The organism is Streptomyces sp. NPDC001852, assembly GCF_042891825.1.
GTDB lineage: Bacteria > Actinomycetota > Actinomycetes > Streptomycetales > Streptomycetaceae > Streptomyces.
Genome location: NZ_JBIATN010000002.1, coordinates 400919 through 426142 on the forward strand (window position 1 = coordinate 400919; position 25224 = coordinate 426142).

The window sequence follows — 25224 nt, forward strand, 5'->3', positions numbered from 1 at the left end:
CCCATGGCAACGCTTGAAATCCGAGACCTGCACGTCACCGTCGAGGCCGACAACGCCACGAAGGAGATCCTCAAGGGCGTCGACCTCACCGTGAAGCAGGGCGAGACGCACGCCATCATGGGCCCCAACGGCTCCGGCAAGTCGACCCTCGCCTACTCCCTCGCGGGTCACCCGAAGTACACGATCACCGGCGGTTCCGTCACCCTCGACGGCGAGGACGTCCTGGAGATGTCCGTCGACGAGCGCGCCCGCGCGGGCCTGTTCCTGGCGATGCAGTACCCGGTCGAGGTCCCCGGCGTCTCGGTCTCCAACTTCCTGCGCACCTCCGCCACCGCGACCCGCGGCGAGGCCCCCAAGCTGCGCACCTGGGTGAAGGAGGTCAAGGAGGCCATGCAGCGCCTCAACATGGACCCGTCCTTCGCCGAGCGCAACGTCAACGAGGGCTTCTCCGGCGGTGAGAAGAAGCGCCACGAGATCCTCCAGCTGGAGCTGCTCAAGCCGAAGGTCGCGATCCTGGACGAGACCGACTCCGGCCTGGACGTCGACGCGCTCCGGATCGTCTCCGAGGGCGTCAACCGCGTCCGCGAGACCGGCGAGGTCGGCACCCTGCTGATCACGCACTACACGCGCATCCTGCGCTACATCAAGCCCGACCACGTCCACGTGTTCGCCGGCGGCCGCATCGTCGAGTCCGGCGGCCCCGAGCTCGCGGACAAGCTGGAGAACGAGGGCTACGAGGCATACGTGAAGGGTGGCGCATCCGCGTGACACAGCTGCCGGGCCTCCTCGACACCGAGGCGATCCGCAAGGACTTCCCCGTTCTGGACCGAGTCGTCCACGACGGCAGGAAGCTCGTGTACCTGGACAACGCGGCGACCTCGCAGAAGCCGCGCCAGGTGCTGGACGCCCTGAGCGAGTACTACGAGCGCTACAACGCCAACGTCCACCGCGGTGTGCATGTGCTCGCCGAGGAGGCCACGGCGCTGTACGAGGGCGCGCGCGACAAGGTCGCCGCGTTCATCAACGCGCCCAGCCGCGACGAGGTGATCTTCACCAAGAACGCCTCCGAGTCGCTGAACCTCGTGGCGAACATGCTGGGCTGGGCCGAGGAGCCCTACCGGGTGGACCACGAGACCGAGATCGTCATCACGGAGATGGAGCACCACTCCAACATCGTGCCGTGGCAGCTGCTCGCGCAGCGCACCGGCGCGAAGCTGAAGTGGTTCGGTCTCACGGACGACGGCCGACTGGACCTGTCCAACATCGACGAGATCATCACGGAGAAGACGAAGATCGTTTCCTTCGTGCTGGTGTCGAACATCCTGGGCACGGTCAACCCGGTCGAGACGATAATCCGCCGCGCCCAGGAGGTCGGCGCCCTCGTCTGCATCGACGCCTCCCAGGCCGCCCCGCACATGCCGCTGGACGTGCAGGCCCTGCAGGCCGACTTCGTGGCCTTCACCGGTCACAAGATGTGCGGCCCGACGGGCATCGGCGTCCTGTGGGGCCGGCAGGAGCTCCTGGAGGACCTGCCCCCCTTCCTGGGCGGCGGCGAGATGATCGAGACGGTCTCGATGCACTCGTCCACCTATGCTCCGGCGCCCCACAAGTTCGAGGCGGGCACGCCCCCGATCGCTCAGGCGGTCGGCCTCGGCGCGGCGATCGACTACCTCCAGTCGATCGGCATGGAGAAGATCCTCGCCCATGAGCACGCGCTGACCGAGTACGCGGTCCAGCGCCTGCAGAAGGTCCCGGACCTGAGGATCATCGGCCCGACCACGGCCGAGGACCGCGGTGCCGCGATCTCCTTCACCCTGGGCGACATCCACCCGCACGACGTGGGCCAGGTCCTCGACGAGCAGGGCATCGCGGTCCGCGTCGGCCACCACTGCGCGCGGCCCGTCTGCCTCCGCTACGGAATTCCCGCGACCACGCGAGCGTCGTTCTATCTGTACTCCACGCCGGCCGAGATCGACGCACTGGTCGACGGCCTGGAGCACGTACGGAACTTCTTCGGCTGAGAGGCGTGAGCTGAAACCGTGAAGCTGGACTCGATGTACCAGGAAGTCATCCTGGACCACTACAAGAACCCCCACGGGCGTGGTCTGCGGGATGGCGACGCCGAGGTGCACCACGTGAACCCGACGTGCGGCGACGAGATCACCCTCCGCGTGAAGTACGACGGCACGAGGATCGCGGACGTCTCGTACGAGGGCCAGGGCTGCTCGATCAGCCAGGCGAGCGCCTCGGTCCTCAACGAGCTGCTGGTCGGCAAGGACCTGACCGAGGCGCAGAAGATCCAGGAGACCTTCCTGGAGCTGATGCAGTCCAAGGGCCGGATCGAGCCGGACGACGCGATGGAGGACATCCTGGAGGACGCGGTCGCGTTCGCCGGTGTCTCCAAGTACCCCGCGCGGGTCAAGTGCGCCCTCCTGAGCTGGATGGCGTGGAAGGACGCGACGGCCCAGGCGCTGGGTGGCGCCGACGCCGAAAGGAAGACGGCATGACCGACACCGCTGAGATGAAGCCGGCCTCCGAGGAGGAGCTGCGCGAGGCCCTGATGGACGTCGTCGACCCCGAGCTGGGCATCGACGTCGTCAACCTCGGCCTGATCTACGGCATCCACATCGACGACTCCAACATCGCGACCGTCGACATGACCCTCACCTCGGCGGCGTGCCCGCTGACGGACGTCATCGAGGACCAGGCCAAGTCCGCCACGGACGGCCTCGTCAACGAACTGCGCATCAACTGGGTCTGGATGCCCCCGTGGGGCCCCGACAAGATCACGGACGACGGCCGCGAGCAGCTCCGGGCGCTCGGGTTCAACGTCTGATCACACCGCGTGCGTGAAGCGGCGGCACCTGCACAGGGTGCCGCCGCTTTCGTCTGCTCAGCCCAGCGCATCCACGAGCAGGAACGCCGAGTCCGCGCGGTAGAGGTCGGTGTTCTGGTACGGGTCCAGCTTCAGCTGGAAGTTCTGGTGCCGCAGGAAACGGCCGGGGTAGTTGACCGACTCCAGCATGGTCGCCCCGCTGACGGACGACCGCCGGGGGCAGAAGGTGGCGTCCTGCCGGAACAGGGGCGTGCCGTCGTCGTGTTCGGCGCGCAGCAGGAAGTTCCGGTGGCGGAGGTAGCCGCCGTCGGCGGTGGCGAAGGAGTAACAGCGCGCGTCGGCAAGGCCGTTGACCACGGTGAAGGTCGCCGCGCGCCGGGTGGCGGGGGAGCTCACCGGGTCGAGCTTCACCAGGTCGCCGCTGATGTGCCAGTAGCGGTCGGGGTAGTTCAGGGAACGGACAGAACGGCGGGTGGGGGCGGGTTCCGGGGAACTCCCTGGCCCAGCCGGTGACTTGGGCGGTGTGGGCCTCGGGTCGGCGGGGTGCGGCGCGGTGGTGCGCGGTGTCCCGGATGCCCTAGCGGTCCTGCCCTCGGGCGGAGCCGTCGTACGCGCCGACGGAGAGGCGAAGGAGAGCAGGCCCGGGCCGTTGTCCGTGGGGGCTCCGGCCGTCTGCGGGGTGGCTTCGGCCCGCGGGGACCCGCCGTTCACGGCCAAGGCCGTGACGCAGGCGGTGACCACCGCGAGTGCCAGTGCGCCGGCCGCCCAGAGTCTTCGGGTGCCGGGGAAGCGGGAGATGCCGGCGGGCCGGCCGGTCTCCCGGGGATGGGGGGTGTGGTCGGACATGGCCCCGCACATTAGTGGCCGGAGCGGCAGCGGAGAGCGGTTTCTGTGAAACTGAAACTTTCTCGTTGTGTACGACCGTACGCATCGTTGTGTACGCTCGTACACATGGGATACCTGACACTCGCCGGCGCCATAGCCGCCGAGGTCGCCGCGACGACGGCGATGAAGTACAGCGAGGGATTCAGCCGCCTCTGGCCCTCGCTCGTGACCGCTCTGGGCTACCTCGTCTCCTTCGCGCTGCTCGCCCAGACGCTGAAGACCGTCCAGATCGGCACGGCGTACGCGATCTGGTCCGGCGTGGGCACCGCGACCATCGCCCTGCTCGGCCTGCTGCTGTTCGGGGAGGGACTGGGCCTCGCCAAGGTCGGCGGGATCCTGCTGATCATCGGGGGTGTGGTGGTGCTGAACCTGGGCGGGGCGAGCCACTGATGGCCCGGCGCTACGACCCCGAGCGGCGGCAGCGCATCATCGACGCGGCCCTCCGGGTGGCCGGCCGGGACGGCATCGCCGGGCTGAGCCACCGTACGGTCGCCGCCGAGGCGGACGTCCCGCTCGGCTCCACGACGTACCACTTCGCCACCCTGGACGACCTGCTGGTGGCCGCCCTCTGCCAGGCCAACGAGGGGTTCGCGCAGGTGCTCGACGCGAGCGGGGTCCTGGCGGACCCCGGCGACGACCTCGCGGCCGGTCTCGCCCGGGTCCTCGGCGAGTGGCTGGGCCGCGACCGGCCGGGCGTGGAGCTGGAGTACGAGCTGTACCTCGCGGCCCTGCGGCGCCCCGCCCTGCGCCCGGTCGCCGCCCAGTGGGCGGAGGAGACGGCCCGGCGGCTGGCCGCGCGCGTGGACCCGGGGACGGCGCGGGCGCTGGTGGCCCTGATGGACGGAATCTGTCTGCAGGTGCTGCTCACGGGCGGTTCGTACGACGAGGAGTACGCGCGAGAAGTGCTGGCTCGGGTGATCCGCTGAAGCCGCGCCCGGTCCGTGAGACACGGTTCGCTCCCGCACCCCCGCCCACGTTAGGTTTTCCCCATGACCGACTCTGCTTCCCGCACCACCGGCGCTGTCGCCGCCGGCCTTGCCACCATCGCCTCCGACGGCACCGTTCTCGACACCTGGTTCCCGGCCCCCGAGCTGGTCGAGGCGCCGGGCCCGGCCGGCACCGAGCGGCTCACCGCCGAGCAGGCGGCCGAGCTGCTGGGCGGCGGCGCGACCGCGGCGATGGGCCCGGACGCCCGCCGGGGCGTCGAGGTGGTCGCGGTCCGCACGGTCATCGCCTCCCTCGACGAGAAGCCGATCGACGCGCACGACGTCTACCTGCGCCTGCACCTGCTCTCGCACCGTCTGGTCAAGCCGCACGGCCAGAGCCTGGACGGCATCTTCGGCCACCTCGCCAACGTCGCCTGGACCTCGCTCGGCCCGGTCGCCGTGGACGACGTCGAGAAGGTGCGCCTCAACGCCCGCGCCGAGGGCCTGCACCTGCAGGTCACCTCGATCGACAAGTTCCCGCGGATGACCGACTACGTCGCCCCGAAGGGCGTGCGCATCGCGGATGCCGACCGGGTCCGCCTCGGCGCGCACCTCGCCGAGGGCACCACCGTCATGCACGAGGGCTTCGTCAACTTCAACGCCGGGACGCTGGGGACCTCCATGGTCGAGGGGCGTATCTCCGCGGGCGTCGTGATCGGCGACGGCTCCGACATCGGTGGCGGCGCCTCCACCATGGGCACCCTGTCCGGCGGCGGCAACGTGATCATCTCCATCGGTGAGCGCTGCCTGATCGGCGCCGAGGCGGGCGTCGGCATCGCCCTCGGCGACGAGTGCGTGGTCGAGGCCGGCCTGTACGTCACCGCGGGCACGCGGGTCACCATGCCCGACGGCCAGATCGTCAAGGCCCGCGAGCTCAACGGCGCCTCCAACATCCTCTTCCGCCGCAACTCGGTCACCGGCAAGGTCGAGGCCCGCCCGAACAACGCGGTCTGGGGCGGCCTGAACGACATCCTGCACAGCCACAACTGACCCACCGCGTCCGGCATGGAGCGCCCTTCGCCGCATGGGGAAGGGCGCTCCGTCATGCCCGCGCGTCCGCGAACTCCCGCAGCGCCGAGAAGTCGGACCGGCGCAGGCCGAGCCTCGGATTCACGTGATGGAGCAGGGCGGCGCCGGGATGCCGGGCCCTGACGTACCGGGTGTCCGCCGCGCTCTGCTCGTCGTCCACCCAGGCGAACGGGCGGCCCGCGGCGTACGCCACGATCGCCTCCGTCTTCCAGTGGACGCCGTCGGGCCGCTCGGCGAACAGGCCGGTGCCGAAGTCGACGTACGGCAGATCGGAGGGCAGGCCGACTACGGGTGCGATCCAGACGTTGGCCTCGGCCATCCAACTCGTCGCCCAGCACAGGTCGTAGCCGAGCCGGAGCAGGGCCGGGCCGTGGTCCGGGTTCAGCCAGACCCGCAGCGGGCGCCGGAAGCCGACGGGCACCCGGATGGTCGTGTAACCCTCGGGCCGGCGTTCCGGCCGGACCGCGTACGGGTTGAGGGGGCCGTCGACGTCCAGGAACAGCAGGGGGCGGCTCACGGGGACACCGTACGGCAGGGGAGGCGGGCCGGGCCGCCGAGTTTTCCTGTGGGTCGGCCCCCGCCGACCGGCGAGGAGATGACCCGGGTGTGCGGGGTTCGCCGAGCGGCGGTCAGGCCGCGACGAGCTTCTCGTAGTGCGCCAGCAGCCCGGCGGCCACCGCCTGGCCGGCGGGCAGCAGCGGGGCGCGCACTGGGCCCGCCGGCCGGCCGAGCCGGGCGAGCAGGGCCTTGGCGGTGACCGTGCCGGGCAGGCCCGCGTCCATCATCGCCGCGATCAACGGCGTGGCCCGCAGCTGGAGTTCGGTCGCCCGGGTGGTGTCACCGGCGTCGAAGGCATCGAGGATCGCGGCGATCCGGCCGGGTACGGCGTTGGCGACCGTGCTCACACAGCCCGCCGCGCCGACCGCGTACAGCGCCAGCACGTGCTCGTCGCAGCCCGCGTAGTACGCCAGGTCCGTGTGGGCCAGGACCTTCTGGGTGCCGAGGAAGTCGTAGGAGCAGTCCTTCACGGCCACGATCCGCGGGTGTGCGGCCAGACGGATCACCGTCTCCGGCTCGATCCGGGTACCGGTGCGGCCCGGGATGTCGTAGAGCATCACGGGCAGGTCGCTCGCGTCGGCAATGGCGCGGAAGTGCGCCTCCACGGCCTCCTGCGGCGGCCTGCTGTAGTACGGCGTCACCACCAGTACGCCGTCGGCGCCCGCCTTCTCGGCCTCGCGGGTCAGCTCGGCCGTGTGCCGGGTGTCGGCGCTGCCCACGCCCGCGACGAGGGACGCCCGGTCGCCGACCGCCTCCCGGACCGCCGTGATCAGCTCCGCCTTCTCCGCGTCCGTGGTGGTGGGCGATTCGCCCGTGGTGCCGCTCAGCACCAGGCCGTCGCAGCCCTCGGCCACCAGCCACGCGGCCAGCTTGCGGGCACCGTCCAGGTCGAGGGCACCCTCCTCGGTGAAGGGCGTGATCATCGCGCAGAGTGTGCGGCCGAAGGGGCGGGTGGGAGTGCGTGGGGTCGTCATAGGGGTAGTCTCGGCCTCGACATAGTGAAGCTCCACTTAATTCTTCTAAGGGGTATTGGTAAGCGTTGCTGATGTGCCAGGGGTGGTGACCGAAGGCCCTGTGTCCAACTCGGCCCCTCATGGGTCACTATGGGCCAAGGGTCACCGACGTCCGTCATGGGAGGCACCATGAAGCTCGGCAAGGCACTGGCCACCGGAGTCGCCGAGGAGCGGCCGCTCGTCCGCGAAGAGGAGACCCCGCTCCCCGAGGAGACCGCCGCCCGCGTCGAACCGGCCGAACCGGCCCGCGAAGAGGTCCCGGCCGGCCGATGAGACTGCGGCTCCCGGCGGAACGCCCGACGGAGCCGCCGACCGGATACAAGATCGCCCACCCGGTGCTGTCCCAGGACGGCACCCGGGCCGGGTTCACCGGTGTGTCGCTCGGCGGCGCGCTGCCGTACGCCGTGCTCGACGACGCCTCCTGCGTCTACGGCCGGCGGCACCGCCCGCCTGCCCGGCTGTGCGACTGCGGTTTCCACTGCGTCCATGACCGCAGTGGCGCCGAGGCCATGCTGTGCACCGCCGAGCACCGGACGGCCCTCCTGCTGGAGGTCTCCGTGCTGGGCGCCTACATCCGCTTCGAGCGCGGCTTCCGCTACGCCCGGCAGCGGGTGCGCACGGCCACCGCCGGGCCGTGCGCCTGCGGCGCCACCGCCGTCGCGCTCGCCGACGCAGGCTGGGGCAGACCCGGCTGGCGGGCGCTGGTCCCCGTGTGCGCCGGCTGTGTGCACGGCCGTACGTCCGTCTCGCTCGCCGGGTTCGCCCGGCTGGCCGGAGAAGGGCTGCGGGTCGTGGCGCGGAGCGGCGGTGCGCGGTCCCCGTCCGGGGAGTTGGCGCACGGCGCGGAACTGGGCGTGCCCGAACTCGTCGCGGAGGCGGCGCTGTTGCAGGCGCGCCTCGACTGGTTCCAGAGCCAACTCGCGCGGCTGGGCGAGCGCGGGAACGGGGGAGCGGGTGCGGGCTGACGAGCCGGCGGACTGACCGTCTTCGTTCCGGGTACCCGCACCTCGGCGCGCCCGTGCGGGGCGGATGCCGCGGCGGCCTGTGCGGGTGCGTGGCCTGGTGCCTGCGGCGGCCTGTGCGGGTGCGTGGGGGCTTGGGGCGCGCCTACGGTGGTGGGTGAGTCGGTGCCGCGCCGGGTGGTGTCCGTCCGCGGTCCGGCGCACTGCTTCCGCAGGGGGCGGCCGGGTCTTCGCCGGGCGCTGCGGGCGGACACCACCCGCCACGTCCCCGTCCCCCCGTGCGCGGCCTCAGGAGGCGTCATGCTCATCCGCCAACCGGACCCCCGCTGCGGTGGTGCACCGCATCCGTGGTCGCCCCGCCCGCCCCCGGGGAGACGCTCGGCAGTGACAGGCGCGATCAGGGAAAGGGCACACCGATGAAGCACAGGATTCCGCACGGCTCGGGCGCCAAGGGGCCCGACGAGCTGCGGCACCAGATCGAGCACGCCAGGCACCAAGTGGGCGACACCGTCGCCCAGTTGGTGGGCAAGGCGGATGTGAAGGGGCGGGCCCGGGTGCGGGCCGCCGATCTGCGGGACAAGGCCGGCGCCATGACCGTCCAGCTGCGTGTGAGCGCCGCCGAGGCCGGTCACGGCGTGCAGGACCGGGCCGCCAAGGCCGGTCACGCCGTCCAGGGCAGGGCCGTGCAGGCGGGTCACGCGGTGCAGGGCAAGGCCGCGCAGATGGGGCACGCGGTGCAGGAGCGTGCCGTGCACGCCGGGCATACGGCGCAGGGCCGGGCCGGGCGCGCGGGCCACGCCGTGGAGGGCACCGTCCCGCAGCCCCTGCGCGGGGCGCTGCGCGCGGGCGCGCGCCATCCGGGACCGGTGGTCGCCGTGGGCGTGCTGGGCGCGGCGGCGGTGGCGGGCGGCATTGCCTGGCGCAGGCGGCATCACCACTGACCGGTCCGGGGCCCCTCGCACCGAAAACTAGATCCGTCTGGACAAAAAAAGTTTTCGGTGCGAGGGTGGACGCATGCTGGACGTGACCGTGATCGAGGACCCCGAGGCGGCAGCCGTGTCGCTGGACCCCGTGCGAGCCCGGCTGCTCGCCGAACTGGCCGCCGAGCCCGCCTCGGCGGCGATGCTGGCCGGGCGGGTCGGACTGCCCCGGCAGAAGGTGAACTACCACCTCAGGGCGCTGGAGCGGCACGGCCTGGTCGAACTGGCCGGGGAGCGCCGCAAGGGCAATGTCACCGAGCGGCTGATGCGCGCGACCGCCGCGTCGTACGTCATCTCGCCCGCCGCCCTGCCCGCCGTGCAGCCGGACCCGGAGCGCTTCCGCGACCAGTTCTCGGCGCGCTGGCTGCTCGCGCTCGGCGCCCGCCTGGTGCGGGACGTCGGCGCGCTGATCACCGGCGCCGCCAGGGCCAGGAAGCGGCTGGCGACCTATGCCCTCGACGGGCAGGTCCGGTTCGCCTCCGCCGCCGACCGCGCGGCCTTCGTGCAGGAGCTGACGGCGGGGGTGAGCGCGCTGATCCGCAAGTACGACGCCCCCGACGCCGAGGGCGGCCGCGACCACCGGATCGTCGTCGCCCTCCATCCCACGGTCAAGGACCAGCAGCCCACCCCCGCACTGGAGCAGTGAGCAGGAGCCCCGCCATGTCCAAGGAATTCAAGATCGTCCGCGAGTTCGAGGTCGACGTCCCGCCCGAGAAGGTCTGGGAGGCCGTCACCACCGGCACCGGTGGCTATCTCTGGCCGATGGATCCGCCCGAGCCCCGGGAGGGTGGCCGAGGTCCCTTCGGGTCCACCGTCACGGCCTGGGACCCGCCCCACCGGTACACCAACCGCAGTGAGAACGTGGGCATGCCGACCCAGTCGGTCAACCAGCTCGACTACACCATCGAGCCCCGCGACGAGGGCCGCCGGGCCTGGGTGCGCTATGTCCACAGCGGCATCTTCACCGACGACTGGAACAACCAGTACGACGGCGCCAGCAAGCACACCAACTTCTATCTGCACACCCTGTGCGAGTACCTGACGCACTTCGCGCCCCGCCCGGTCGCCTTCGCCCAGCTGAACGGGCCCGCGGCCTCGCAGACCACGCAGGCCCTCGCCGCCGTCGGCCGCGCCCTCGGGCTCGCCGACGACACGGCCGCCGGCACGAAGGTCGGCGTCCGGGGACCCGGCGGGCGCACCCTGGACGCCGTACTCGACTACCGCAACCCGTATTTCATCGGGCTGCGCACCGACGACGCCCTCATCCGCTTCTTCGGACGCGGCCACTGGGGCGCCCCGCTCGGCATCAGCATCCACGACTTCGCGCCGGACGCCGACGCCGAGGCGAACGAGAGTGCCTGGCAGGCCTGGCTGAACGAGGTGTTCAGCCAGGCGTGAGACCGGTCCCGGTCACGGGCGGAAGCGCAGCACCTGCGGATCGTGGTCGCTGATCTGGTCGTTGAACTCCGCGTTGACGTGCACGGAGTCGTAGTCGAAGTCGCAGCCGCGCCGGATTGCCGGGCTGATCAGGATCTGGTCCAGGACCTGCTCGTTGCCCTGGTAGTCGTAGGTGTAACGCTCGCTCTTCGGCAGCGACTTGATCGCCGACCACAGCTCGCCGTCGCCTTCGAGGATCTTCGCGGTCCCGGAGAACTCGAAGTCGTTCATGTCGCCGAGCGCGACGACGTTCGCGTTCTTCTGGACGGCCAGGATGTCCTTGACGAACGCGTTCACCTCGGTCGCCTGCGCGTGGCGCTGGATCTCCGAGCTGCGCGTCGGCGGCTGGTACTGCGAGGTCAGGCCCTGGTCCCCGCCCTTGGAGACCAGGTGGTTGGCGATCACGAAGACGGTCTTGCCACGGAACACGAACTGGCCCACCAGCGGCTTGCGGCTGTCCTTCCAGGCCGCGTTCGCCGGGTCGATACGGCCCGGCGAGACCGTCAGCTCGGCCTTACCGTTCTCCTTCGTGACGCCGACCGCGGTGGTCGAGTCGCCGCCCGGGCGGTCCACGAAGGACACCCGCTCGGGGTTGAACAGGAACACCTGGCGGATGTTGCCGCCCGGCTCGCCGCCGTCCTGGTCGTTGACCGGGTTGATCGAGCGCCAGTCGTACTTGGGGCCGCCCGCGGCGACGATCGCGTCGATCAGCTTGTTCACGGTGACGCTCGCGTCGACCGTGCCGTCGTCCGTGGCGCCGTTGTCGTCCTGGATCTCCTCCAGGGACACGATGTCCGGCGACTGCAGGTTGTTCACGATCGCGGCGGCGTGCTGGTCGAAGGTCTGGTCCGACGGGTCGAGGTTCTCGACGTTGTACGTCGCCAGCGCCAGCTCGCGGCTCGACTGCTTCCGGGTCGTCTCGCGCTCCAGGCCGCCGCTGTGCAGCGTGCCGAGCTTGCTCGCGACCAGGGTGTAGCCGCCGAACTGGTTGAAGTCCAGCGGGCCGGACGTCGTACCGGAGAGGGTGTCGCCGACGTTCGCCTTCGGGAAGTCGGCGGTCGGGCCCAGCGACTGGATCTGCAGCCGGCCCGTGTTCTGGGAGTCGTAGGAGCCGTACACCGTGCCACCGCGGCGGCTGCGGTGCTCCCACGGCTTCACCGTGACCCACAGCTCGCTGTACGGGTCGGTGCGGCCGACCACGCGGGTGTCCTCGACCTGGACGTTCATGCCCTCCAGGGACTCGTAGTAGTCCAGGGCGTACTTCGACGGGTCCAGGGTCAGGCCGTTGATCGAGCCGCCGGCCGCGGTGTCGCCGTCCGGGGCGTACTCGTCCGGCACCGAGTCCTCGTCGATCACGACCGGCGCCGGGACCGGGTTGCCGGTGGAGACCGTGGTGACCGCCGGCTTGGTGATCTCCGTGACCGACTGGTTGCCGGAGGACGTGCCGCCCGGGACGTACTCCGAGACCGTGCCGGTCACCGTCACCGAGTCGCCGGCCGCCACCTTCGGCGCGGAGCCGGTGAAGACGAAGACGCCCTCGCTGGTGGCCGGGTCGTCGTCCGGGTTCGGATCCTGGATCCAGAAGCCTCTGGAGGAGCCGTAGGTGCGCGTGGCCGTGACGATGCCGGGCACGTCCGTCACCTTCTGCCCGGCGAACGGCGATATTCGGGTGGTGCCCTGGATGTCGTGGATGCGCACCGAGTCGGCGTGCGCGGGGGAGGTGAGGACGACGGCGGACGCCGCGCTGCAGACGGCGGCGACGGTGAGCGCGGCGAGGCGCGTGGAAGACCTGCTCGGCAAGGGGATCCCTCCGGGGACGTGACGATGCGCCGGGACGAGGGTGGAACGGGAGCGTGAGGGGGTCGTAGCCCTCCGTGACACGCATAGAGCCGAGTGAACAGTTGTCCCCCCAACTTCTACGCGCGTCAATCTCCTGCCTGGCGACGGGAGTTGTCAAGGTTTCGGCCATGTACGGCGGCCGACGGGGAGATGAACCGGGCGGCATGGGTGGAAATCCGTCTAGGCTGAGCGGCTGAGCCCGTTCACGGTCCGAGGAGAACCAGCCGATGTCAGACAGCTCCCCCCTGCCGCCCGTACGGCTGCACCCCGAAGCGGAGCTGGCACGCGCCGCACTGTCCACTCCGCTGCTCTCCCGCGCCGCCCGCCTCGCCCGCTGGGCCGGGTCCGACACCCGCGTGGACGCCGGCGGCGGACTGGTCGAGGAACAGCTTCCGGCCGCCGCCGAACTGCTCGGACTGAGCGGCGAGGACGCCGCCGCGTACGCCAGTGAGGCCTGGCGGGTCGCCGTGGACACCGGACTGGTCGAGATCGTGGACGAGGAGGCCGGCACGGTCCGGGCCGGCGAGGAGCTGAAGCTGCTCACCGGGGGCACCCCGGCCGATGTGCTCGCCGTGTGGCTCACCGCTCTGGAGACCGTCGTCGCCGACGCGAGCGTCCCGGACCTGGACGATCTGGTCGACGCCCTGGACGAGGGCGGCGAGATCGATTTCTCGTCACTCGACTGGGACCCGGAGGCCGAGGCCGAGTTCCTCGACGGCGTCCTCGGCAATCTGTACCTGCTGACGGTGAGTGAGGACGGCCCCGGCGACGGGCCCGTCCCGCTGCCCGCGCTCGCCGCATCCATGATCGTCCCCGACGACATGGGCGAGCCCACCAACGACGTCCTGGAACAGGTCTCCGACGCGATGATGCGGCTCGACGACCAGTTCCGGGTGCTGGAGCCGGTCGGGCTGGTGGAGTACCAGCCGGTGGACGAGGGGTTGATGGCCGACGCCGAGGAGGAGCCCGCCGCGCCGGTGGACGACACCGATGTCGCGCGCTACGGCATGGTCCGCCTCACCCCGCTCGGCGCGTACGGGCTGCGGGCGCGGCTGCTGGAGGCCGGGTTCCAGGCACCGGCCGTCGGTGAACTCGCCGACAAGGGTGCGGACGCGCTGCTCGACGGCACGGCCGCGTTCGGCCAGTCGGCGGCGCGCGCCGAGACCGAACAGTGGCTCGCCCGGCGGGAACCCCTCGCCGCGGCACGGGAGTTGCTGGCGGCGGCACGCGGTGCGGACGCGGGCGCGCCGCTGCGCCGACTGCGCTGCCAGCAGGCGCTGTCCCTGATCGGCACGGAGGCCGAGCCGGCGCTGCGGGAGGTGCTGGACGATCCGGAACTGGGCGGCCTGGCCCGGGTGTGGCTCAGTGAGCGGGGTGCGGCTCAGGTGCCGGCGCCGTCCGAGGAGCTGGTGTTCTGGCTGACCATCGACACGGTGGCCGCGCAACTGGCGGCCGAGGGCAACTCCGAGGAACTGCAGGCGCTGGTGGAGGGGCTGGCCGCACAGCACGGCGGGTTCTTCTCCGCGGCCTGGCGGGTGGAGCACCCGGCCACGGCCGACGTGCTGGAGGCGATGGGGCGGCTGCACCCGGACAAGAAGGTGGCCAAGGAGGCGCGGAAGGCCGCCTTCAAGGCGCGTTCGCAGCACAGCGCTTGACGACTCCTTGAGTCGGTCGTGGGCCGGTGTGTACGGATTCGTGAACAAGGGCCCCTGGAGCAGCCCGATGTTCAGCTCCCGTTCAAGGTGTGGCGGGAGCGTGTGCGCCGGACCGAGGTCCGCCACCCTCCACGGCACTCCGACCGTCTGCAGGAGACACACCATGTCGCTCACCCGCGGGGACTTCGCCGGAAGATCTGCGATCACCGGTGCCGGGGTCGCCCTGGCGGGCAGCGTCGACGCCCTCGCCTCGGCGCCGAACGCCCTCGCTGCGACGGACACCGACAGCGCCGGGGCGGAGCCGGCGCACGGAGACCACCCGGGCATCGGCTACGGCCCGCTGGTACCCGACCCGAACGGCATCCTCGCCCTGCCCGAGGGCTTCACCTACCGGATCATCACCTACAGCGGCAGGACCAGGCTGGAATCGGGCGAGTTCACCCCCTCCCACCACGACGGCACCGCCACCTTCGAGGGCCCGCGCGGCACGACCCTCCTCGTCAACAACCACGAACTCGCCGGCGCCCGCGCCGACTGGCCGCACCCGGTGCCGCTGACCGAGGGGCTCGTCTACGACCCGGCGGCGGCCGGCGGCTGCACCGTCGTCGAGGTCCGCCGCGGCGGCGAGGTCGCCGAGTGGGTCGGCATCGCCGGCACCGCCACCAACTGCGCGGGCGGCAGCACCCCCTGGGGCACCTGGCTGACCTGCGAGGAGACCGAGGACAAGGCCGGCCGGTACGGCTTCACCAAGGACCACGGCTATGTCTTCGAGGTCGACCCGGAGGACCGCCGGGCCAACCGTGACCCCCAGCCGATCAAGGCCCTCGGCCGCTACGCCCACGAGGCCGTCGTCGTCGACCCGAAGCGAGGCCACCTCTACCTCACCGAGGACGCGGCCGGACCCAACGGCCTGCTCTACCGCTGGACCCCGCCGGAGGGCTTCCGCCACGGCCGCGGCAGGCTGCGCACCCTCGCCGACGACGCGGGTGTTCTGCAGGCCTTCAGGTGCTTCGACTCCGGCGGCAGGTACGTGGACGACCTCTCCCGCGCCACGAAGACTGGCACGGTCTACGGCGTCGACTGGATCGACGTCCCCGACCGCGACGCCAGGACCGTCTCCGTCCGCAAGCAGTTCACCGACGGCCGGATCACCCGCGCCCGCAAGCTGGAGGGCATGTGGTGGGGCGACGGCGGCGCCTACATCGTCTCCTCCTACGCCCGCGCGGAGAGCCCGGTCCAGCACGACGGCCAGGTCTGGTTCTACGACCCGCGCCGCCGCACGCTCACCCTGAAGGTCCTGCTCGGCGTGAACCCGGACCCCGCGACGGACGGCGCCTTCGACGGCCCGGACAACATCACCGTCTCCCCGTACGGCGGCCTGGTCGTCGCCGAGGACGGCGAGGGCGTCCAGCACCTGTTCGGCGCCACCGAGGGCGGCCGCACCCACCCGATCGCCCGCAACGAGCTCAACCTTGGCACCGAAGCGGAGCCGGAGTACAGCGAGTTCACCGGCGTCACCTTCTCACCCGACGGCGCGACCCTGTTCGCCAACATCCAGGAGCCGGGCATCATGCTCGCGATCACCGGGCCCTGGAAGCGGCAGCGGTGTTAGACGTACGCCCGACGCCCGTCAAGCGCGGCTGAACTCCGCGTCAGACGGCCCCGAATTAATTCGCTGGCTCGTCCCTTGGCTCCCCTCCTAGAGTGATCCACGTCCAGGTGCGACAGGCAGGACCTACTTCCACTCTTAATGGGGAGGCCGCGGGTTCGAGTCCCGCCACCGGCTCAACGGGCCGGTGTAGCTCAGGGGTTAGAGCGCCAACACGTCGGTTCCGCCGACCTCGATCTCTGGACACGGAAGACTTCATGCACCTCCCGGTGTGCAGGCTGCGGTTACTTCTTTGGCAAAGAGGATCCGGAACCGCCGCCGACTTGATCTCGGGAGGCGCAGCACATGGTGGGTGTCCGGTGCGCAGGCAGCGGTTACTTCATTGGATCGGACGGTTGCGGGTTCGAGTCCCGTCATCGACTTCGGGTCGGTGTAGCTCAATCGGAAGAGCATCTGGGTAAAGTCCGCCGCCGACCCCTGACCTCGGACACCCTCCATTTGCTGTGCCTCCCTCCGAAACACGAAGGAATTCGGGGGAATTCACCATGGCGCGATTCAACACGCGTACCGCCAAGGCACAGCCGAAGTCGCCGGTGACGTCGACCGGCCGGATCATGCGGACCTACGAGGGCGGCCGCGGCCAGGAGCGCGACCCGCGCTCGGAACTCTTCTTGCTGGCGGTGTCCCACTTCCTCGCGGGCACTTTTTACGAGAACGCCAAGGACCGCGACGACCGGTTCGCCCGGCTCGTGCGTGACCTCGCCGTCAGCGACCCGGAGTGGACGGCCGGCCTGCTTGGCTGGCTGCGGGGTGAGGGCCAGATGCGGACGGCGTCGCTCGTGGGCGCCGCCGAGTACGTGCAGGCGCGTCTGACGGCCGGCGCGACCGGCGGACCCTCGAACCGGCAGGTCGTGGACCGCGTACTCCAGCGCCCGGACGAGCCCGGCGAGTTGCTCGCGTACTGGACTTCCACCTACGGCCGTGCCGTGCCCAAGCCCGTCAAGCGGGGGGTCGCCGACGCCGTACGACGGCTGTACCACCCCAAGTCGCTGCTGAAGTACGACACCGCGTCCAAGGGCTACCGCTTCGGCGACATCCTCAACCTGGTGCACGCGGCACCGGACCCGGACAAGCCGTGGCAGGGCGAGCTGTTCCAGTACGCGCTCGACCGCCGGCACCACCCGGACACCGCCGTGCCGCCCGCGTCCCTGCCCGTGCTCGGCGCGCACCGCGAGCTGATGGCACTGCCGGTCCAGGAGCGGCGGGCGGTCGTCACCTCGCCCGGCGGCGCCGAGCGGCTGGCGGCGGCCGGCATCACCTGGGAGGCGCTGGCCGGCTGGCTCCAGGGCCCCATGGACCACGCGGCCTGGGAGTCCGTGATCCCGTCCATGGGGGCGATGGCACTGCTGCGCAACCTGCGCAACTTCGACGAGGCCGGGGTGTCCGACGAGGTCGCGGCCCGGGTGGCGGCGAAGATCAGTGACCCGGAGCAGGTGGCGCGCTCGCGGCAGTTCCCCTTCCGCTACCTCGCCGCCTACCGGCACGCGCCGTCGCTGCGCTGGTCGTACCCGCTGGAGCAGGCGCTCGGCCACTCGCTGGCCAACGTGCCCGCGCTGCCGGGCCGGACGCTGGTCCTGGTCGACCGGTCGGGCTCGATGTTCTGGGCGCAGTCGCGCGATCGCTCGGAGCTCAGCCGGGCGGACGCGGCGGCGATCTTCGGCACCGCCCTCGCGCTGCGGGCGGCCGACGCCGACCTCGTCCAGTTCGGTTCGACCAGCGCCCAGGTGCCGTTCCGCAAGGGCGAGTCGGTGCTGAAGATACTGGAGCGCTTCGGCGACCTGGGCGGGACCGACACCACCGACGCGGTGCGCCGGCACTACCGGAAGCACGACCGGGTGCTGATCGTCACCGACGAGCAGTACGCCCCCAACCGGCACGGCGACCCGACCGACCTGATCCCGGCCCATGTGCCCGTCTACACCTGGAACCTGGAGGGCTACCGGGCGGGCCACGGACCGTCGGGCTCGGGAAACCGGCACACCTTCGGCGGCCTCTCGGACGCGGCCTTCCGGATGGTGCCCCTGCTCGAAGCGGCTCACGACAGCCGCTGGCCGTGGCAGGCCTGAGGTCCCGGCCTCCGGCCGCCGTCGAAGCGTGGCCCGCACTTCACGCGGGGTGCGGGCCACACCCTGTGCCCACCTCGGCGGGCAGCCGGCGCTGAACGCCTACAGCGCCCTGTTCCAGGCCGACACGGCGCGTCCGGTCGCAGATCGCGCACGCCTACCCTATGTGTGTCTATTCTCACGCCGAGTAGTCATACTTCACGCTCAGATGAGAAGAGGTCACCCTATGCGCACACTTCAGCGGGCCGCACTCGTGGCGGCCGTCGTGGCGGGACTGTCCGCCCTGGGCGCCGGCGCGAGCTTCGCCGACGGCGACGACGGCCCGTACCAGGTTTCCGCCGTGGCTTCCGCACAGGCCACCGCCGTGGTCACGTGGGAGGCGCCGCACAGGCACGAGGAGTCGAAGCCCGGACACGAACACCATGGGCACAAGCCCTGCCGCAAGCATCACGAGTCGAAACCGTGTCACAAGCACCATCCCTCGAAACCCTGTCACAAGCACCGCTTCTCCCGCGCCTGGGTGGACGTGAGTACCTGGGTTGGGTGAGCGGCCGGATCACGCGCCGGGGGCCGGCGGGGCGGCCCCCGGTCGCGTCGAGTCGGCCCCCACACCCCGGACCGCCGTGGCCTGGCTGCCCCCGGCCGAACTGTGGCCCGCCATCCAGCGCATCCGCGCCGAGCACGACCCGCAGATCAGCCGCTGGCCGCCGCATGTGAACCTGATCTTCGGCTTCGTACCGGAGGAGGACTTCCCGGCGGCCCTGCCCCTGCTGGCCGCCGCGGCCGTGGAGTGCGCGCCCTTCGACGTCCGGCTCGGCGGGGTCCGCTCCTTCCGCCACCGGTCCTACTCCACCGTGTGGCTCGACCCCGCGGCGGCCGGCGCCGCGCCCTGGACGGAGCTGCGGCGCCTGCTGGCGGAGCCCTTCCCGTACTGCACGGACCGTTTCCCGCGCTTCACCCCGCACCTCTCGCTCGGCCGCACCCGCGCCCCGGGCGTCCTCGCGGCCGAATGCGCCGCCCGGCTCGGCGTGCTGCACGCACGTGTGGACGAGATCGCCGTGCTGTCCCGCCGTGGCGACGGCCCCATGCGGACGCGGGCCACGATCGGCCTGGGCACCGGCGCCGTACGCCGCCACCCCGGACCGGACCCGGCGGCCGGCGGCTACGAGCCGCCGGATCGGCACTGACCGGGCGGACCGGGTCCCGATAGGGTTCGGGGAGAATCCCCGGTTGGCGAGGAGTTTCTGGATGCCGCAGGTCAGGCCCATGCGCGCGGACGCTCGCCGCAACTACGAGCGGTTGCTGAAGGTGGCGGCGCAGGCCTTTGCCGAGCACGGGGAGAACGCGTCGCTGGACGACATCGCCAAGCGGGCGGGGGTCGGCTCCGGCACGCTCTACCGGCACTTCCCGACCCGCCAGGCGCTGCTGGAGGCCGCGTACGTGGACCGGATCGAGGCGCTGGGCGCACGCGCCGACGAGCTGGCGGACGAACTGCCGCCGGGCCAGGCGCTGATGGAGTGGCTGGACGAAGTGTGTGTCGGGGCGATCCAGGTGCGCGGCCTGAAGGCCCTCCTGGGCTCGGCCGTCACCGACGGCAGCTCCGTCGCGGCCACGTCCTGCGGCACTCGTATGCAGGACGCGGCGCGGCGGCTGGTGGAGGCCGCCCAGCGGGAGGGCAGCCTGCGGCGGGACGTCGAGCCGATCGAGGTCCTGCGCCTCGCCCATGGCGTGGCGTCGGCGTCGGAGCTGGCGGACGGGCAGGGCAGGCAGATCCGCCGCTATCTGTCGCTGCTGACGGAGGGACTGCGTCCGGCCGGGAAGGCCTGAGAGCCGGGCGCCCCCGACGAGGGGGCGCCGCCGGCTGTCGTACGGCCGTCTACAGGGCCCGCGCCCCCGGCTCCACCATGTTCCTCACCGTCCGGGCCTTGACGAAGTCGCCCACCGCCGTCATGTCCCACTCGCCCGAGAACTGGCGGACGAGCTTGGCCATCATCACGCCGGTCTGGGGCTCGGCATGGGTGAGGTCGAAGCGGACCAGTTCCTCGCCGGTGGTGGCGTCCAGCAGACGGCAGTAGGCCTTGGCGACCTCGGTGAACTTCTGCCCGGAGAAGGAGTTGACCGTGAAGACCAGGCCGGTGACCTCCTGCGGGAGACGGCCGAGGTCGACCGTGATCACCTCGTCGTCGCCCGCGCCCTCGCCGGTGAGGTTGTCGCCGGAGTGCCTGATCGCGCCGTTCAGGATCGTCAGCTTGCCGAAGTAGCAGCTGTCGAGGTGGTTGCGCTGCGCGCCGTAGGCGATGACCGAGGCGTCCAGGTCGATGTCCGCACCGCGGAACGCCGGTTCCCAGCCGAGCCCCATCTTGACCTGGGAGAGCAGCGGACGGCCGCCCTTGACCAGGGAAACGGTCTGGTTCTTCTGGAGGCTGACCCGGCCCTTGTCGAGGTTGATCTTCCCGGCGCCCGGCGCGGGGGCGGTCGGGACCGGGGGAGCGGCGGCCGGCGGGGCGGGCGGGGTGACCGGTGTCCGAACAGTGGGCGCCGGCGGAGCCGCCGGCTGCGGCGGGGCTGTCGGCTGCGGCGGGGCTGTCGGCTGCGGCGGGGCCGCCGCCGGCTCCTCCACCGTCACCCCGAAGTCCGTCGCGATGCCGGCCAGCCCGTTGGCGTACCCCTGGCCGACCGCGCGGGCCTTCCAGACGCCGCCCCGGCGGTAGATCTCCACCACGACCAGCGCCGTCTCCGCACCCAGTTGGGGCGGGGTGAACGTGGCCAGCACCGCGCCGGCGTCCGCGTCGCGGATCGTGGCCGTGGGCTCGATGCCCTGGAAGGTCTGGCCGGCCGCGTCCGGGCTGGCCGTGACCACGATCTTCTCGATGTCCGGCGGGACGGCGGCGGTGTCGACCGTGATCGCGTCCGGGGCCGCACCGCCGCCGGAGCTGTACGTCACGCCCGGCCCCGCCGGCTGGTTGTAGAAGATGAAGTCGTCGTCCGAGCGCACCTTGCCGTCGGCGGTGAGCAGCAGGCCCGACACGTCGAGCCGCACCGGAGCGGCGACGTCCACCGTCACGCGCGTGGCGGGGAGAGGGATGTTCGAGCCAGGGGTCATAGCTGTCATGCCGGGTGAACGAACGACACCGCTTTACCGTTCCCTTACCCGACCCCCATTCGGCTCAGGGTCCCCACCCCGAGGCGGCTCAGGGGACGACCACGATCTTCCGCCCCACGCCCGCCGCGAACTGCTCCAGGGCCTGCGGGTAGCGCGCCAGGGGGATCCGGTCGCTGATGAACACCTGCGGGTCCAGCACCCCGTTCGCGAACAGCTCCGCCGCCCGCTCGAAGCTGTGCAGCACCGCCATGGAGCCGGTGATGGTGATCTCCTGGTTGTAGATGCGGTACGGGTCGATCGTCACCCGGGTCGCGTAGTCGGCCACCCCGAACTGCAGGAACGTACCGGCCTTCGCCACCCGGTCCAGGCCGTCCTGGATCGCCGCCGCGTTGCCGGTCGCGTCCACGACCACGTCCCAGCCCTGCGGGCGGTCCAGCTCGTCCGCGCTGCCCGCGGCGCCCGAGACGCCGAGCAGACGGGCGGTCTCCAGCCGGGCCGGGTTCACGTCGACCACGTCCACGCTCGCCGCGCCCGTGCGCTTGGCCAGTTCCAGCATCATCAGGCCCATGGTCCCGGAGCCGTAGATCAGCACGTGGGCGCCCAGGCGCGACTGCAGGACGTCGTAGCCGCGCACCGCGCAGGACAGGGGCTCCACCAGGGCCGCGTCCTCGGTGCGCACGTGCTCGGGCAGCTTCACGCAGTTGGCGACGGGGGCGACGGCGTACTGTGCCGCGCCGCCCGCCGTGGTCACGCCGATCGCGGCCCAGCGTTCGCACAGGTTGTTGTGGCCGGTACGGCAGTGCCGGCACTCGTAGCAGTACAGGGAGGGGTCCACGGCCACCCGGTCACCGACCGCCACCTCGGTGACCTGGCTGCCGACCCCGACCACCTCGCCCGCGAACTCGTGCCCGGGGACGATCGGCAGCTTGGGCGCGAACTCACCCTGAAGGATGTGCAGATCCGTGCCGCACAGGCCGCAGGCCGCCACCTCGACGACGACCTCGCGGGGTCCCGGCGTCGGATCGGGCACCTCGGTGACGACGGCGCGGCCCACGGACTCGATGACGGCGGCCTTCATTTCACGGCTCCCAACGACAGGCCCTGGACCAGCTTGTCCTGGGCGGCGAACCCCGCGGCGAGCACCGGCAGGGAGACGACGAGCGACGCGGCGCACACCTTGGCCAGGAACAGGCCCTGGCTGGTGATGAAGCCGGTCAGGAAGACGGGGGCGGTCTCGGCGACCACGCCCGTGAGGACTCGGGCGAAGAGAAGTTCGTTCCAGCTGAAGATGAAGCAGATCAGGGCCGTGGCGGCGATGCCGGGCAGGGCGATGGGGGCGACCACGCGCGCGAGGATGGTCGGCAGCCGGGCGCCGTCGATCTGCGCCGCCTCGATCACCGCCACCGGGACCTCGGCGAGGAACGACTGCATCATCCACACCGCGATCGGCAGGTTCATGGAGGTGTAGAGGATGACCAGGAGCCAGATGTTGTCGAGCATCCCGGTGTTCTTCGCGAACAGGTAGATCGGCAGCAGACCGGCCACCACCGGCAGCATCTTCGTGGACAGGAAGAAGAACAGCACGTCAGTCCACTTCCGTACCCGCCGGATCGACAGCGCGTACGCCGCCGGCAGGGCCAGGAGCAGCACGCAGACCGTCGACACCACGGACGCCACCGTGGAGTTGACCAGCGCCGGCCAGGGGCTCGCGCCGCCGCCCGCCCCGAAGAACTCGCGGTAGCCGTCGAGGGTCAGCGAGGCGGCGAAGGACGGCGGGTTGGTCGCCGCGTCCGCCTCGGAGTGGAAGGACGTCAGCGCCATCCAGGCGACGGGCAGGAAGAACACGATCCCGACGAGCCAGGCCACGAGGCCCAGACCGTTGCGGCGGACCACGGCGTTCATGCGCGGGACACCTCCTCGCGGAACAGGGACGACACCACGCGCAGGGCGAAGGTCGCGATGACGATCGAGCCGATGACCACCAGGACGCCGGCGGCCGAGGCGAGGCCGTTCTCGTGGGCCTGGTAGAAGCTCTGGTAGACGGTGTAGGGCAGGTTGGCGGTGCCGAGTCCGCCGGACGTGATCGTGAAGACCGCGTCGAAGTTCTGGACGATGTAGATCGAGCCCAGCAGGGCGCCGAGTTCGAGATAGCGCCGCAGGTGCGGGAGCGTCAGATGGCGGAAGACCTGCCAGTCGTTCGCGCCGTCGACCCGCGCGGCCTCGATCTGCTCGGGGTCGCGGCTCTGCAGTCCGGCGAGCAGGATGAGCATCATGAACGGCGTCCACTGCCACACCAGGGAGGCCTCGACCGCGAGCAGCGGGGTGTTGGAGATCCAGTCGGGCTGTGGGCCGCCCACATAGTGCAACAGCCCATTGAGCAGGCCGTATTCGGGGTTGTAGAGCACATGTTTCCAGAGCAGTGCCGCGGCCACGGGCACCACCAGGAAGGGGGCGATGAGCAGGGTCCGTACGACGCCCCGGCCGAGGAACCTGCGGTCCAGCAGCAGCGCCAGCGCCAGGCCGAGGACCAGGCTGGCCAGCACCACCGTCACCGTGAGCAGCACGGTCGTCCAGACCGAGTGGCGCAGATCGGCGTCGGTGAGGACCTGGCGGTAGTTGTCCAGGCCGGTGAAGTGGCGGGCCTTGGGGTAGAGGGCGTTCCAGTCGAAGAAGGAGATCACCAGTGTGGCCACGAACGGCAGCTGGGTCACGACGATCATGAAGACGAGGGCGGGCATGAGGGGGGCTCGGGTGGCCCAGGCGCGCAGCCGGGCGGAGGGCTGCCGGGTGGCGCGTACCGGTGTGGTCGCAAGCGGTGCTGTCGTCGCGGTCATCGTCCCTCGTACTCCTTGGAGATCTTCTCGGCGAGCGCCTGCGAGTTCTTCAGGGCCGTCTCGACGGACTGGCGTCCGGCGACGGCCGCGCTGATCTCCTGGGAGACCTTGGTGCCGAGGTCGGTGAACTCGGGGATGTCGACGAACTGGATGCCGGGCGCGGGACGCGGCTGCACGCCGGGGTCGTCGGGGCGGGCGCTCTCGATGGCCTGCTTCGTCATGTCCTGGAAGGCGGCGGCCGACCTGCGGTAGTCGGCGTTGGTGTACGTCGAGGCCCGCTTGCCCGCCGGGACGTTCGGCCAGCCGCTGGTCCGGCCGACCAGCTGCTCGTACTCCTTGCCGGACGCCCAGGACACGAACTTCCAGGCCTTGTCCGGGTTGCGGGAGGCCTTCTGGATGCCCCAGGCCCAGGTGTAGAGCCAGCCGGAGGACGGGGTCTTCTCCACGGGGGCGGGGGCGTAGCCGAGCTTGCCCTGGACGGGGGAGCCCTTCGCCTCCAGCAGGCCGGCCGCGGAGGTGGCGTCGTACCACATGGCGACCTTGCCCTGGGTCATGTCGTTGAGGCACTCGGCGAATCCGGACTGGGCGGCGCCGGACTCGCCGTGCTTGCGGACCAGGTCGACATAGAACTTCGTCGCCTTCTCGAACTCGGGGGAGTCGAGGTGCGCCTTCCAGTTCCTGTCGAACCAGGTGCCGCCGAAGGTGTTCACCACCGTGGTCAGCGGCGCGATCATCTCGCCCCAGCCGGGCAGGCCGCGCAGGCAGATGCCCTTCATGCCGGACTGCGCGCCGTCCACCTGGGCGGCGAGGTCGGCGACCTGCGTCCAGGTCGGATGCGCCGGCATCGTCAGGCCCTTCGCCGCGAACACGTCCTTGCGGTACATCAGGAAGGACGACTCGCCGTAGAAGGGCTGGCCGTAGAGCTTGCCGTCGGAGGCGGTCAGGGACTGGCGCATGGGCCCGAGGACGTCCTGTTCGTCGTACGAGGGGTCCTTGGCGACGTACGAGTTCATCTCGTGCAGCCAGCCGTTGCGGGCGTAGATCGGTATCTCGTAGTTGCTCAGGGTCGCCACGTCGTACTGGCCGGCCTGGTTGGCGAAGTCCTGGCTGATCTTGTCGCGGACGTCGTTCTCGGGCAGGACCGTGAAGTTGACCTTGATGCCGGTCTCCTTGGTGAAGCGGGGGGCCAGCTTCTGGAGTTCGGTCATCTGGGGGTTGTTGACCATCAGCACGTTGATGGAGTCGCCGCCGGAACCGGACCCGCCCGCACCGACCCAGCAGCCGGAGAGCAGCGGGGCGAGCAGCGTCCCTGCGGCGGCCATGGCGAGCGTGGCTCGCGGCCTCCGTCGGCTCTGGGTTCGCATGGATCGCTCCT

The 25224-nt window shown here is 71.2% G+C and carries 27 protein-coding genes; 18 read left to right on the top strand and 9 right to left on the bottom strand.

The window, feature by feature from the left end:
* Window positions 1–3 precede the first annotated feature (3 nt).
* The 4 genes from sufC to ACFYZB_RS04595 are packed head-to-tail and all read left to right on the top strand — an operon-like array spanning window position 4 to window position 2836.
* On the top strand, window positions 4–768 hold the full coding sequence (sufC, locus tag ACFYZB_RS04580) for a Fe-S cluster assembly ATPase SufC (RefSeq protein ID WP_388754259.1): 765 nt from the start codon (window positions 4–6) through the stop codon (window positions 766–768).
* On the top strand, window positions 765–2021 hold the full coding sequence (locus ACFYZB_RS04585; protein ID WP_351209418.1) for a cysteine desulfurase: 1257 nt from the start codon (window positions 765–767) through the stop codon (window positions 2019–2021). The genes sufC and ACFYZB_RS04585 overlap by 4 nt, the downstream gene beginning before the upstream one ends.
* Before the next feature lie 18 nt (window positions 2022–2039).
* Window positions 2040–2507 carry a Fe-S cluster assembly sulfur transfer protein SufU gene (gene sufU, locus ACFYZB_RS04590; RefSeq protein WP_388754262.1) on the top strand — a complete coding sequence of 156 codons (468 nt, stop codon included), beginning with the start codon at window positions 2040–2042 and terminating at the stop codon, window positions 2505–2507.
* Complete coding sequence (locus tag ACFYZB_RS04595) at window positions 2504–2836, top strand: metal-sulfur cluster assembly factor (RefSeq protein WP_030792219.1); 333 nt, start codon at window positions 2504–2506, stop codon at window positions 2834–2836. The genes sufU and ACFYZB_RS04595 overlap by 4 nt, the downstream gene beginning before the upstream one ends.
* Window positions 2837–2893: 57 nt before the next feature.
* Here ACFYZB_RS04595 and ACFYZB_RS04600 read toward each other — a convergent pair whose 3' ends face one another.
* The gene (locus ACFYZB_RS04600) at window positions 2894–3682 is read right to left on the bottom strand and encodes an AbfB domain-containing protein (RefSeq protein ID WP_388754265.1); all 789 of its coding nucleotides are present in this window, start codon (window positions 3680–3682) and stop codon (window positions 2894–2896) included.
* A 105-nt stretch (window positions 3683–3787) separates the two neighbouring features.
* Here ACFYZB_RS04600 and ACFYZB_RS04605 point away from each other — a divergent pair, with 105 nt between their 5' ends.
* The 3 genes from ACFYZB_RS04605 (at window position 3788) to dapD (ending at window position 5697) form a co-directional block, all read left to right on the top strand.
* The gene (locus tag ACFYZB_RS04605) at window positions 3788–4111 is read left to right on the top strand and encodes a multidrug efflux SMR transporter (protein ID WP_351209421.1); all 324 of its coding nucleotides are present in this window, start codon (window positions 3788–3790) and stop codon (window positions 4109–4111) included.
* Window positions 4111–4647 (top strand): TetR/AcrR family transcriptional regulator, encoded by a 537-nt coding sequence (locus ACFYZB_RS04610; RefSeq protein ID WP_388754267.1) that lies wholly within the window; start codon window positions 4111–4113, stop codon window positions 4645–4647. Before ACFYZB_RS04605 ends, ACFYZB_RS04610 begins: the two co-directional genes overlap by 1 nt.
* Before the next feature lie 63 nt (window positions 4648–4710).
* Window positions 4711–5697 carry a 2,3,4,5-tetrahydropyridine-2,6-dicarboxylate N-succinyltransferase gene (gene dapD, locus ACFYZB_RS04615; RefSeq protein ID WP_388754269.1) on the top strand — a complete coding sequence of 329 codons (987 nt, stop codon included), beginning with the start codon at window positions 4711–4713 and terminating at the stop codon, window positions 5695–5697.
* Between the two features lie 52 nt (window positions 5698–5749).
* On the opposite strand, the gene ACFYZB_RS04620 is transcribed toward dapD, so the two are convergent.
* Together ACFYZB_RS04620 and dapA are read right to left on the bottom strand one after the other, a co-directional pair.
* Entirely contained in the window at window positions 5750–6253 is a 504-nt protein-coding gene (locus ACFYZB_RS04620; protein ID WP_388754272.1) for a hypothetical protein, read from the bottom strand.
* A 112-nt stretch (window positions 6254–6365) separates the two neighbouring features.
* Complete coding sequence (gene dapA, locus ACFYZB_RS04625; protein ID WP_388754274.1) at window positions 6366–7268, bottom strand: 4-hydroxy-tetrahydrodipicolinate synthase; 903 nt, start codon at window positions 7266–7268, stop codon at window positions 6366–6368.
* A 168-nt stretch (window positions 7269–7436) separates the two neighbouring features.
* Between dapA and ACFYZB_RS04630 the strand changes: the two genes are divergently transcribed.
* The 5 genes from ACFYZB_RS04630 to ACFYZB_RS04650 all read left to right on the top strand — a co-directional run bounded on the left by ACFYZB_RS04630 (window position 7437) and on the right by ACFYZB_RS04650 (window position 10647).
* The gene (locus tag ACFYZB_RS04630; RefSeq protein WP_351209426.1) at window positions 7437–7580 is read left to right on the top strand and encodes a hypothetical protein; all 144 of its coding nucleotides are present in this window, start codon (window positions 7437–7439) and stop codon (window positions 7578–7580) included.
* Window positions 7577–8272 carry a hypothetical protein gene (locus ACFYZB_RS04635; RefSeq protein ID WP_388754277.1) on the top strand — a complete coding sequence of 232 codons (696 nt, stop codon included), beginning with the start codon at window positions 7577–7579 and terminating at the stop codon, window positions 8270–8272. Before ACFYZB_RS04630 ends, ACFYZB_RS04635 begins: the two co-directional genes overlap by 4 nt.
* Window positions 8273–8685: 413 nt before the next feature.
* Window positions 8686–9210 (top strand): DUF3618 domain-containing protein, encoded by a 525-nt coding sequence (locus ACFYZB_RS04640; RefSeq protein ID WP_388754279.1) that lies wholly within the window; start codon window positions 8686–8688, stop codon window positions 9208–9210.
* Between the two features lie 73 nt (window positions 9211–9283).
* Window positions 9284–9895 carry an ArsR/SmtB family transcription factor gene (locus ACFYZB_RS04645; protein WP_388754281.1) on the top strand — a complete coding sequence of 204 codons (612 nt, stop codon included), beginning with the start codon at window positions 9284–9286 and terminating at the stop codon, window positions 9893–9895.
* Window positions 9896–9909: 14 nt separating this feature from the next.
* Window positions 9910–10647: an SRPBCC domain-containing protein gene (locus tag ACFYZB_RS04650; RefSeq protein ID WP_388754283.1), complete on the top strand. Its 738-nt coding sequence runs from the start codon at window positions 9910–9912 to the stop codon at window positions 10645–10647.
* Between the two features lie 12 nt (window positions 10648–10659).
* Here ACFYZB_RS04650 and ACFYZB_RS04655 read toward each other — a convergent pair whose 3' ends face one another.
* On the bottom strand, window positions 10660–12486 hold the full coding sequence (locus tag ACFYZB_RS04655; RefSeq protein WP_388754286.1) for an endonuclease/exonuclease/phosphatase family protein: 1827 nt from the start codon (window positions 12484–12486) through the stop codon (window positions 10660–10662).
* 266 nt (window positions 12487–12752) lie between these two features.
* Between ACFYZB_RS04655 and ACFYZB_RS04660 the strand changes: the two genes are divergently transcribed.
* The 6 genes from ACFYZB_RS04660 (at window position 12753) to ACFYZB_RS04685 (ending at window position 19739) form a co-directional block, all read left to right on the top strand.
* Window positions 12753–14180: a hypothetical protein gene (locus ACFYZB_RS04660; RefSeq protein ID WP_388754289.1), complete on the top strand. Its 1428-nt coding sequence runs from the start codon at window positions 12753–12755 to the stop codon at window positions 14178–14180.
* Between the two features lie 163 nt (window positions 14181–14343).
* Window positions 14344–15792 carry an alkaline phosphatase PhoX gene (locus ACFYZB_RS04665; RefSeq protein ID WP_388754293.1) on the top strand — a complete coding sequence of 483 codons (1449 nt, stop codon included), beginning with the start codon at window positions 14344–14346 and terminating at the stop codon, window positions 15790–15792.
* A gap of 542 nt (window positions 15793–16334) precedes the next feature.
* Window positions 16335–17915 carry a TROVE domain-containing protein gene (locus ACFYZB_RS04670; protein ID WP_388754296.1) on the top strand — a complete coding sequence of 527 codons (1581 nt, stop codon included), beginning with the start codon at window positions 16335–16337 and terminating at the stop codon, window positions 17913–17915.
* Between the two features lie 223 nt (window positions 17916–18138).
* Window positions 18139–18459: a hypothetical protein gene (locus ACFYZB_RS04675; protein ID WP_388754299.1), complete on the top strand. Its 321-nt coding sequence runs from the start codon at window positions 18139–18141 to the stop codon at window positions 18457–18459.
* A 76-nt stretch (window positions 18460–18535) separates the two neighbouring features.
* On the top strand, window positions 18536–19099 hold the full coding sequence (locus ACFYZB_RS04680; RefSeq protein WP_388754301.1) for a 2'-5' RNA ligase family protein: 564 nt from the start codon (window positions 18536–18538) through the stop codon (window positions 19097–19099).
* 61 nt (window positions 19100–19160) lie between these two features.
* The gene (locus ACFYZB_RS04685) at window positions 19161–19739 is read left to right on the top strand and encodes a helix-turn-helix domain-containing protein (protein WP_351209436.1); all 579 of its coding nucleotides are present in this window, start codon (window positions 19161–19163) and stop codon (window positions 19737–19739) included.
* A gap of 49 nt (window positions 19740–19788) precedes the next feature.
* Here the strand turns inward: ACFYZB_RS04685 and ACFYZB_RS04690 are convergent, their stop codons facing one another.
* The 5 genes from ACFYZB_RS04690 to ACFYZB_RS04710 form a co-directional block, all read right to left on the bottom strand.
* Window positions 19789–21015 carry a TerD family protein gene (locus tag ACFYZB_RS04690; RefSeq protein ID WP_388754304.1) on the bottom strand — a complete coding sequence of 409 codons (1227 nt, stop codon included), beginning with the start codon at window positions 21013–21015 and terminating at the stop codon, window positions 19789–19791.
* A gap of 88 nt (window positions 21016–21103) precedes the next feature.
* Window positions 21104–22093: a zinc-dependent alcohol dehydrogenase family protein gene (locus ACFYZB_RS04695; RefSeq protein ID WP_388754307.1), complete on the bottom strand. Its 990-nt coding sequence runs from the start codon at window positions 22091–22093 to the stop codon at window positions 21104–21106.
* Window positions 22090–22917 carry a carbohydrate ABC transporter permease gene (locus ACFYZB_RS04700; protein ID WP_388754309.1) on the bottom strand — a complete coding sequence of 276 codons (828 nt, stop codon included), beginning with the start codon at window positions 22915–22917 and terminating at the stop codon, window positions 22090–22092. The genes ACFYZB_RS04695 and ACFYZB_RS04700 overlap by 4 nt, the downstream gene beginning before the upstream one ends.
* Window positions 22914–23849 (bottom strand): carbohydrate ABC transporter permease, encoded by a 936-nt coding sequence (locus tag ACFYZB_RS04705; RefSeq protein WP_388754311.1) that lies wholly within the window; start codon window positions 23847–23849, stop codon window positions 22914–22916. The genes ACFYZB_RS04700 and ACFYZB_RS04705 overlap by 4 nt, the downstream gene beginning before the upstream one ends.
* On the bottom strand, window positions 23846–25213 hold the full coding sequence (locus ACFYZB_RS04710; protein ID WP_351209441.1) for a sugar ABC transporter substrate-binding protein: 1368 nt from the start codon (window positions 25211–25213) through the stop codon (window positions 23846–23848). Before ACFYZB_RS04710 ends, ACFYZB_RS04705 begins: the two co-directional genes overlap by 4 nt.
* Window positions 25214–25224: the final 11 nt, after the last annotated feature.

Coding starts and splice junctions, on each gene's coding strand:
- ACFYZB_RS04710 (WP_351209441.1), bottom strand. CDS start 25,213: ATGCGAACCCAGAGCCGACGGAGGCCGCGAGCCACGCTCGCCATGGCC.
- ACFYZB_RS04635 (WP_388754277.1), top strand. CDS start 7,577: ATGAGACTGCGGCTCCCGGCGGAACGCCCGACGGAGCCGCCGACCGGA.
- ACFYZB_RS04695 (WP_388754307.1), bottom strand. CDS start 22,093: ATGAAGGCCGCCGTCATCGAGTCCGTGGGCCGCGCCGTCGTCACCGAG.
- ACFYZB_RS04650 (WP_388754283.1), top strand. CDS start 9,910: ATGTCCAAGGAATTCAAGATCGTCCGCGAGTTCGAGGTCGACGTCCCG.
- ACFYZB_RS04605 (WP_351209421.1), top strand. CDS start 3,788: ATGGGATACCTGACACTCGCCGGCGCCATAGCCGCCGAGGTCGCCGCG.
- ACFYZB_RS04675 (WP_388754299.1), top strand. CDS start 18,139: ATGCGCACACTTCAGCGGGCCGCACTCGTGGCGGCCGTCGTGGCGGGA.
- ACFYZB_RS04600 (WP_388754265.1), bottom strand. CDS start 3,682: ATGTCCGACCACACCCCCCATCCCCGGGAGACCGGCCGGCCCGCCGGC.
- ACFYZB_RS04685 (WP_351209436.1), top strand. CDS start 19,161: ATGCCGCAGGTCAGGCCCATGCGCGCGGACGCTCGCCGCAACTACGAG.
- ACFYZB_RS04705 (WP_388754311.1), bottom strand. CDS start 23,849: ATGACCGCGACGACAGCACCGCTTGCGACCACACCGGTACGCGCCACC.
- ACFYZB_RS04645 (WP_388754281.1), top strand. CDS start 9,284: ATGCTGGACGTGACCGTGATCGAGGACCCCGAGGCGGCAGCCGTGTCG.
- ACFYZB_RS04700 (WP_388754309.1), bottom strand. CDS start 22,917: ATGAACGCCGTGGTCCGCCGCAACGGTCTGGGCCTCGTGGCCTGGCTC.
- ACFYZB_RS04640 (WP_388754279.1), top strand. CDS start 8,686: ATGAAGCACAGGATTCCGCACGGCTCGGGCGCCAAGGGGCCCGACGAG.
- ACFYZB_RS04660 (WP_388754289.1), top strand. CDS start 12,753: ATGTCAGACAGCTCCCCCCTGCCGCCCGTACGGCTGCACCCCGAAGCG.
- ACFYZB_RS04595 (WP_030792219.1), top strand. CDS start 2,504: ATGACCGACACCGCTGAGATGAAGCCGGCCTCCGAGGAGGAGCTGCGC.
- ACFYZB_RS04665 (WP_388754293.1), top strand. CDS start 14,344: ATGTCGCTCACCCGCGGGGACTTCGCCGGAAGATCTGCGATCACCGGT.
- ACFYZB_RS04670 (WP_388754296.1), top strand. CDS start 16,335: ATGGCGCGATTCAACACGCGTACCGCCAAGGCACAGCCGAAGTCGCCG.
- dapD (WP_388754269.1), top strand. CDS start 4,711: ATGACCGACTCTGCTTCCCGCACCACCGGCGCTGTCGCCGCCGGCCTT.
- ACFYZB_RS04610 (WP_388754267.1), top strand. CDS start 4,111: ATGGCCCGGCGCTACGACCCCGAGCGGCGGCAGCGCATCATCGACGCG.
- ACFYZB_RS04690 (WP_388754304.1), bottom strand. CDS start 21,015: ATGACCCCTGGCTCGAACATCCCTCTCCCCGCCACGCGCGTGACGGTG.
- sufC (WP_388754259.1), top strand. CDS start 4: ATGGCAACGCTTGAAATCCGAGACCTGCACGTCACCGTCGAGGCCGAC.
- ACFYZB_RS04630 (WP_351209426.1), top strand. CDS start 7,437: ATGAAGCTCGGCAAGGCACTGGCCACCGGAGTCGCCGAGGAGCGGCCG.
- dapA (WP_388754274.1), bottom strand. CDS start 7,268: ATGACGACCCCACGCACTCCCACCCGCCCCTTCGGCCGCACACTCTGC.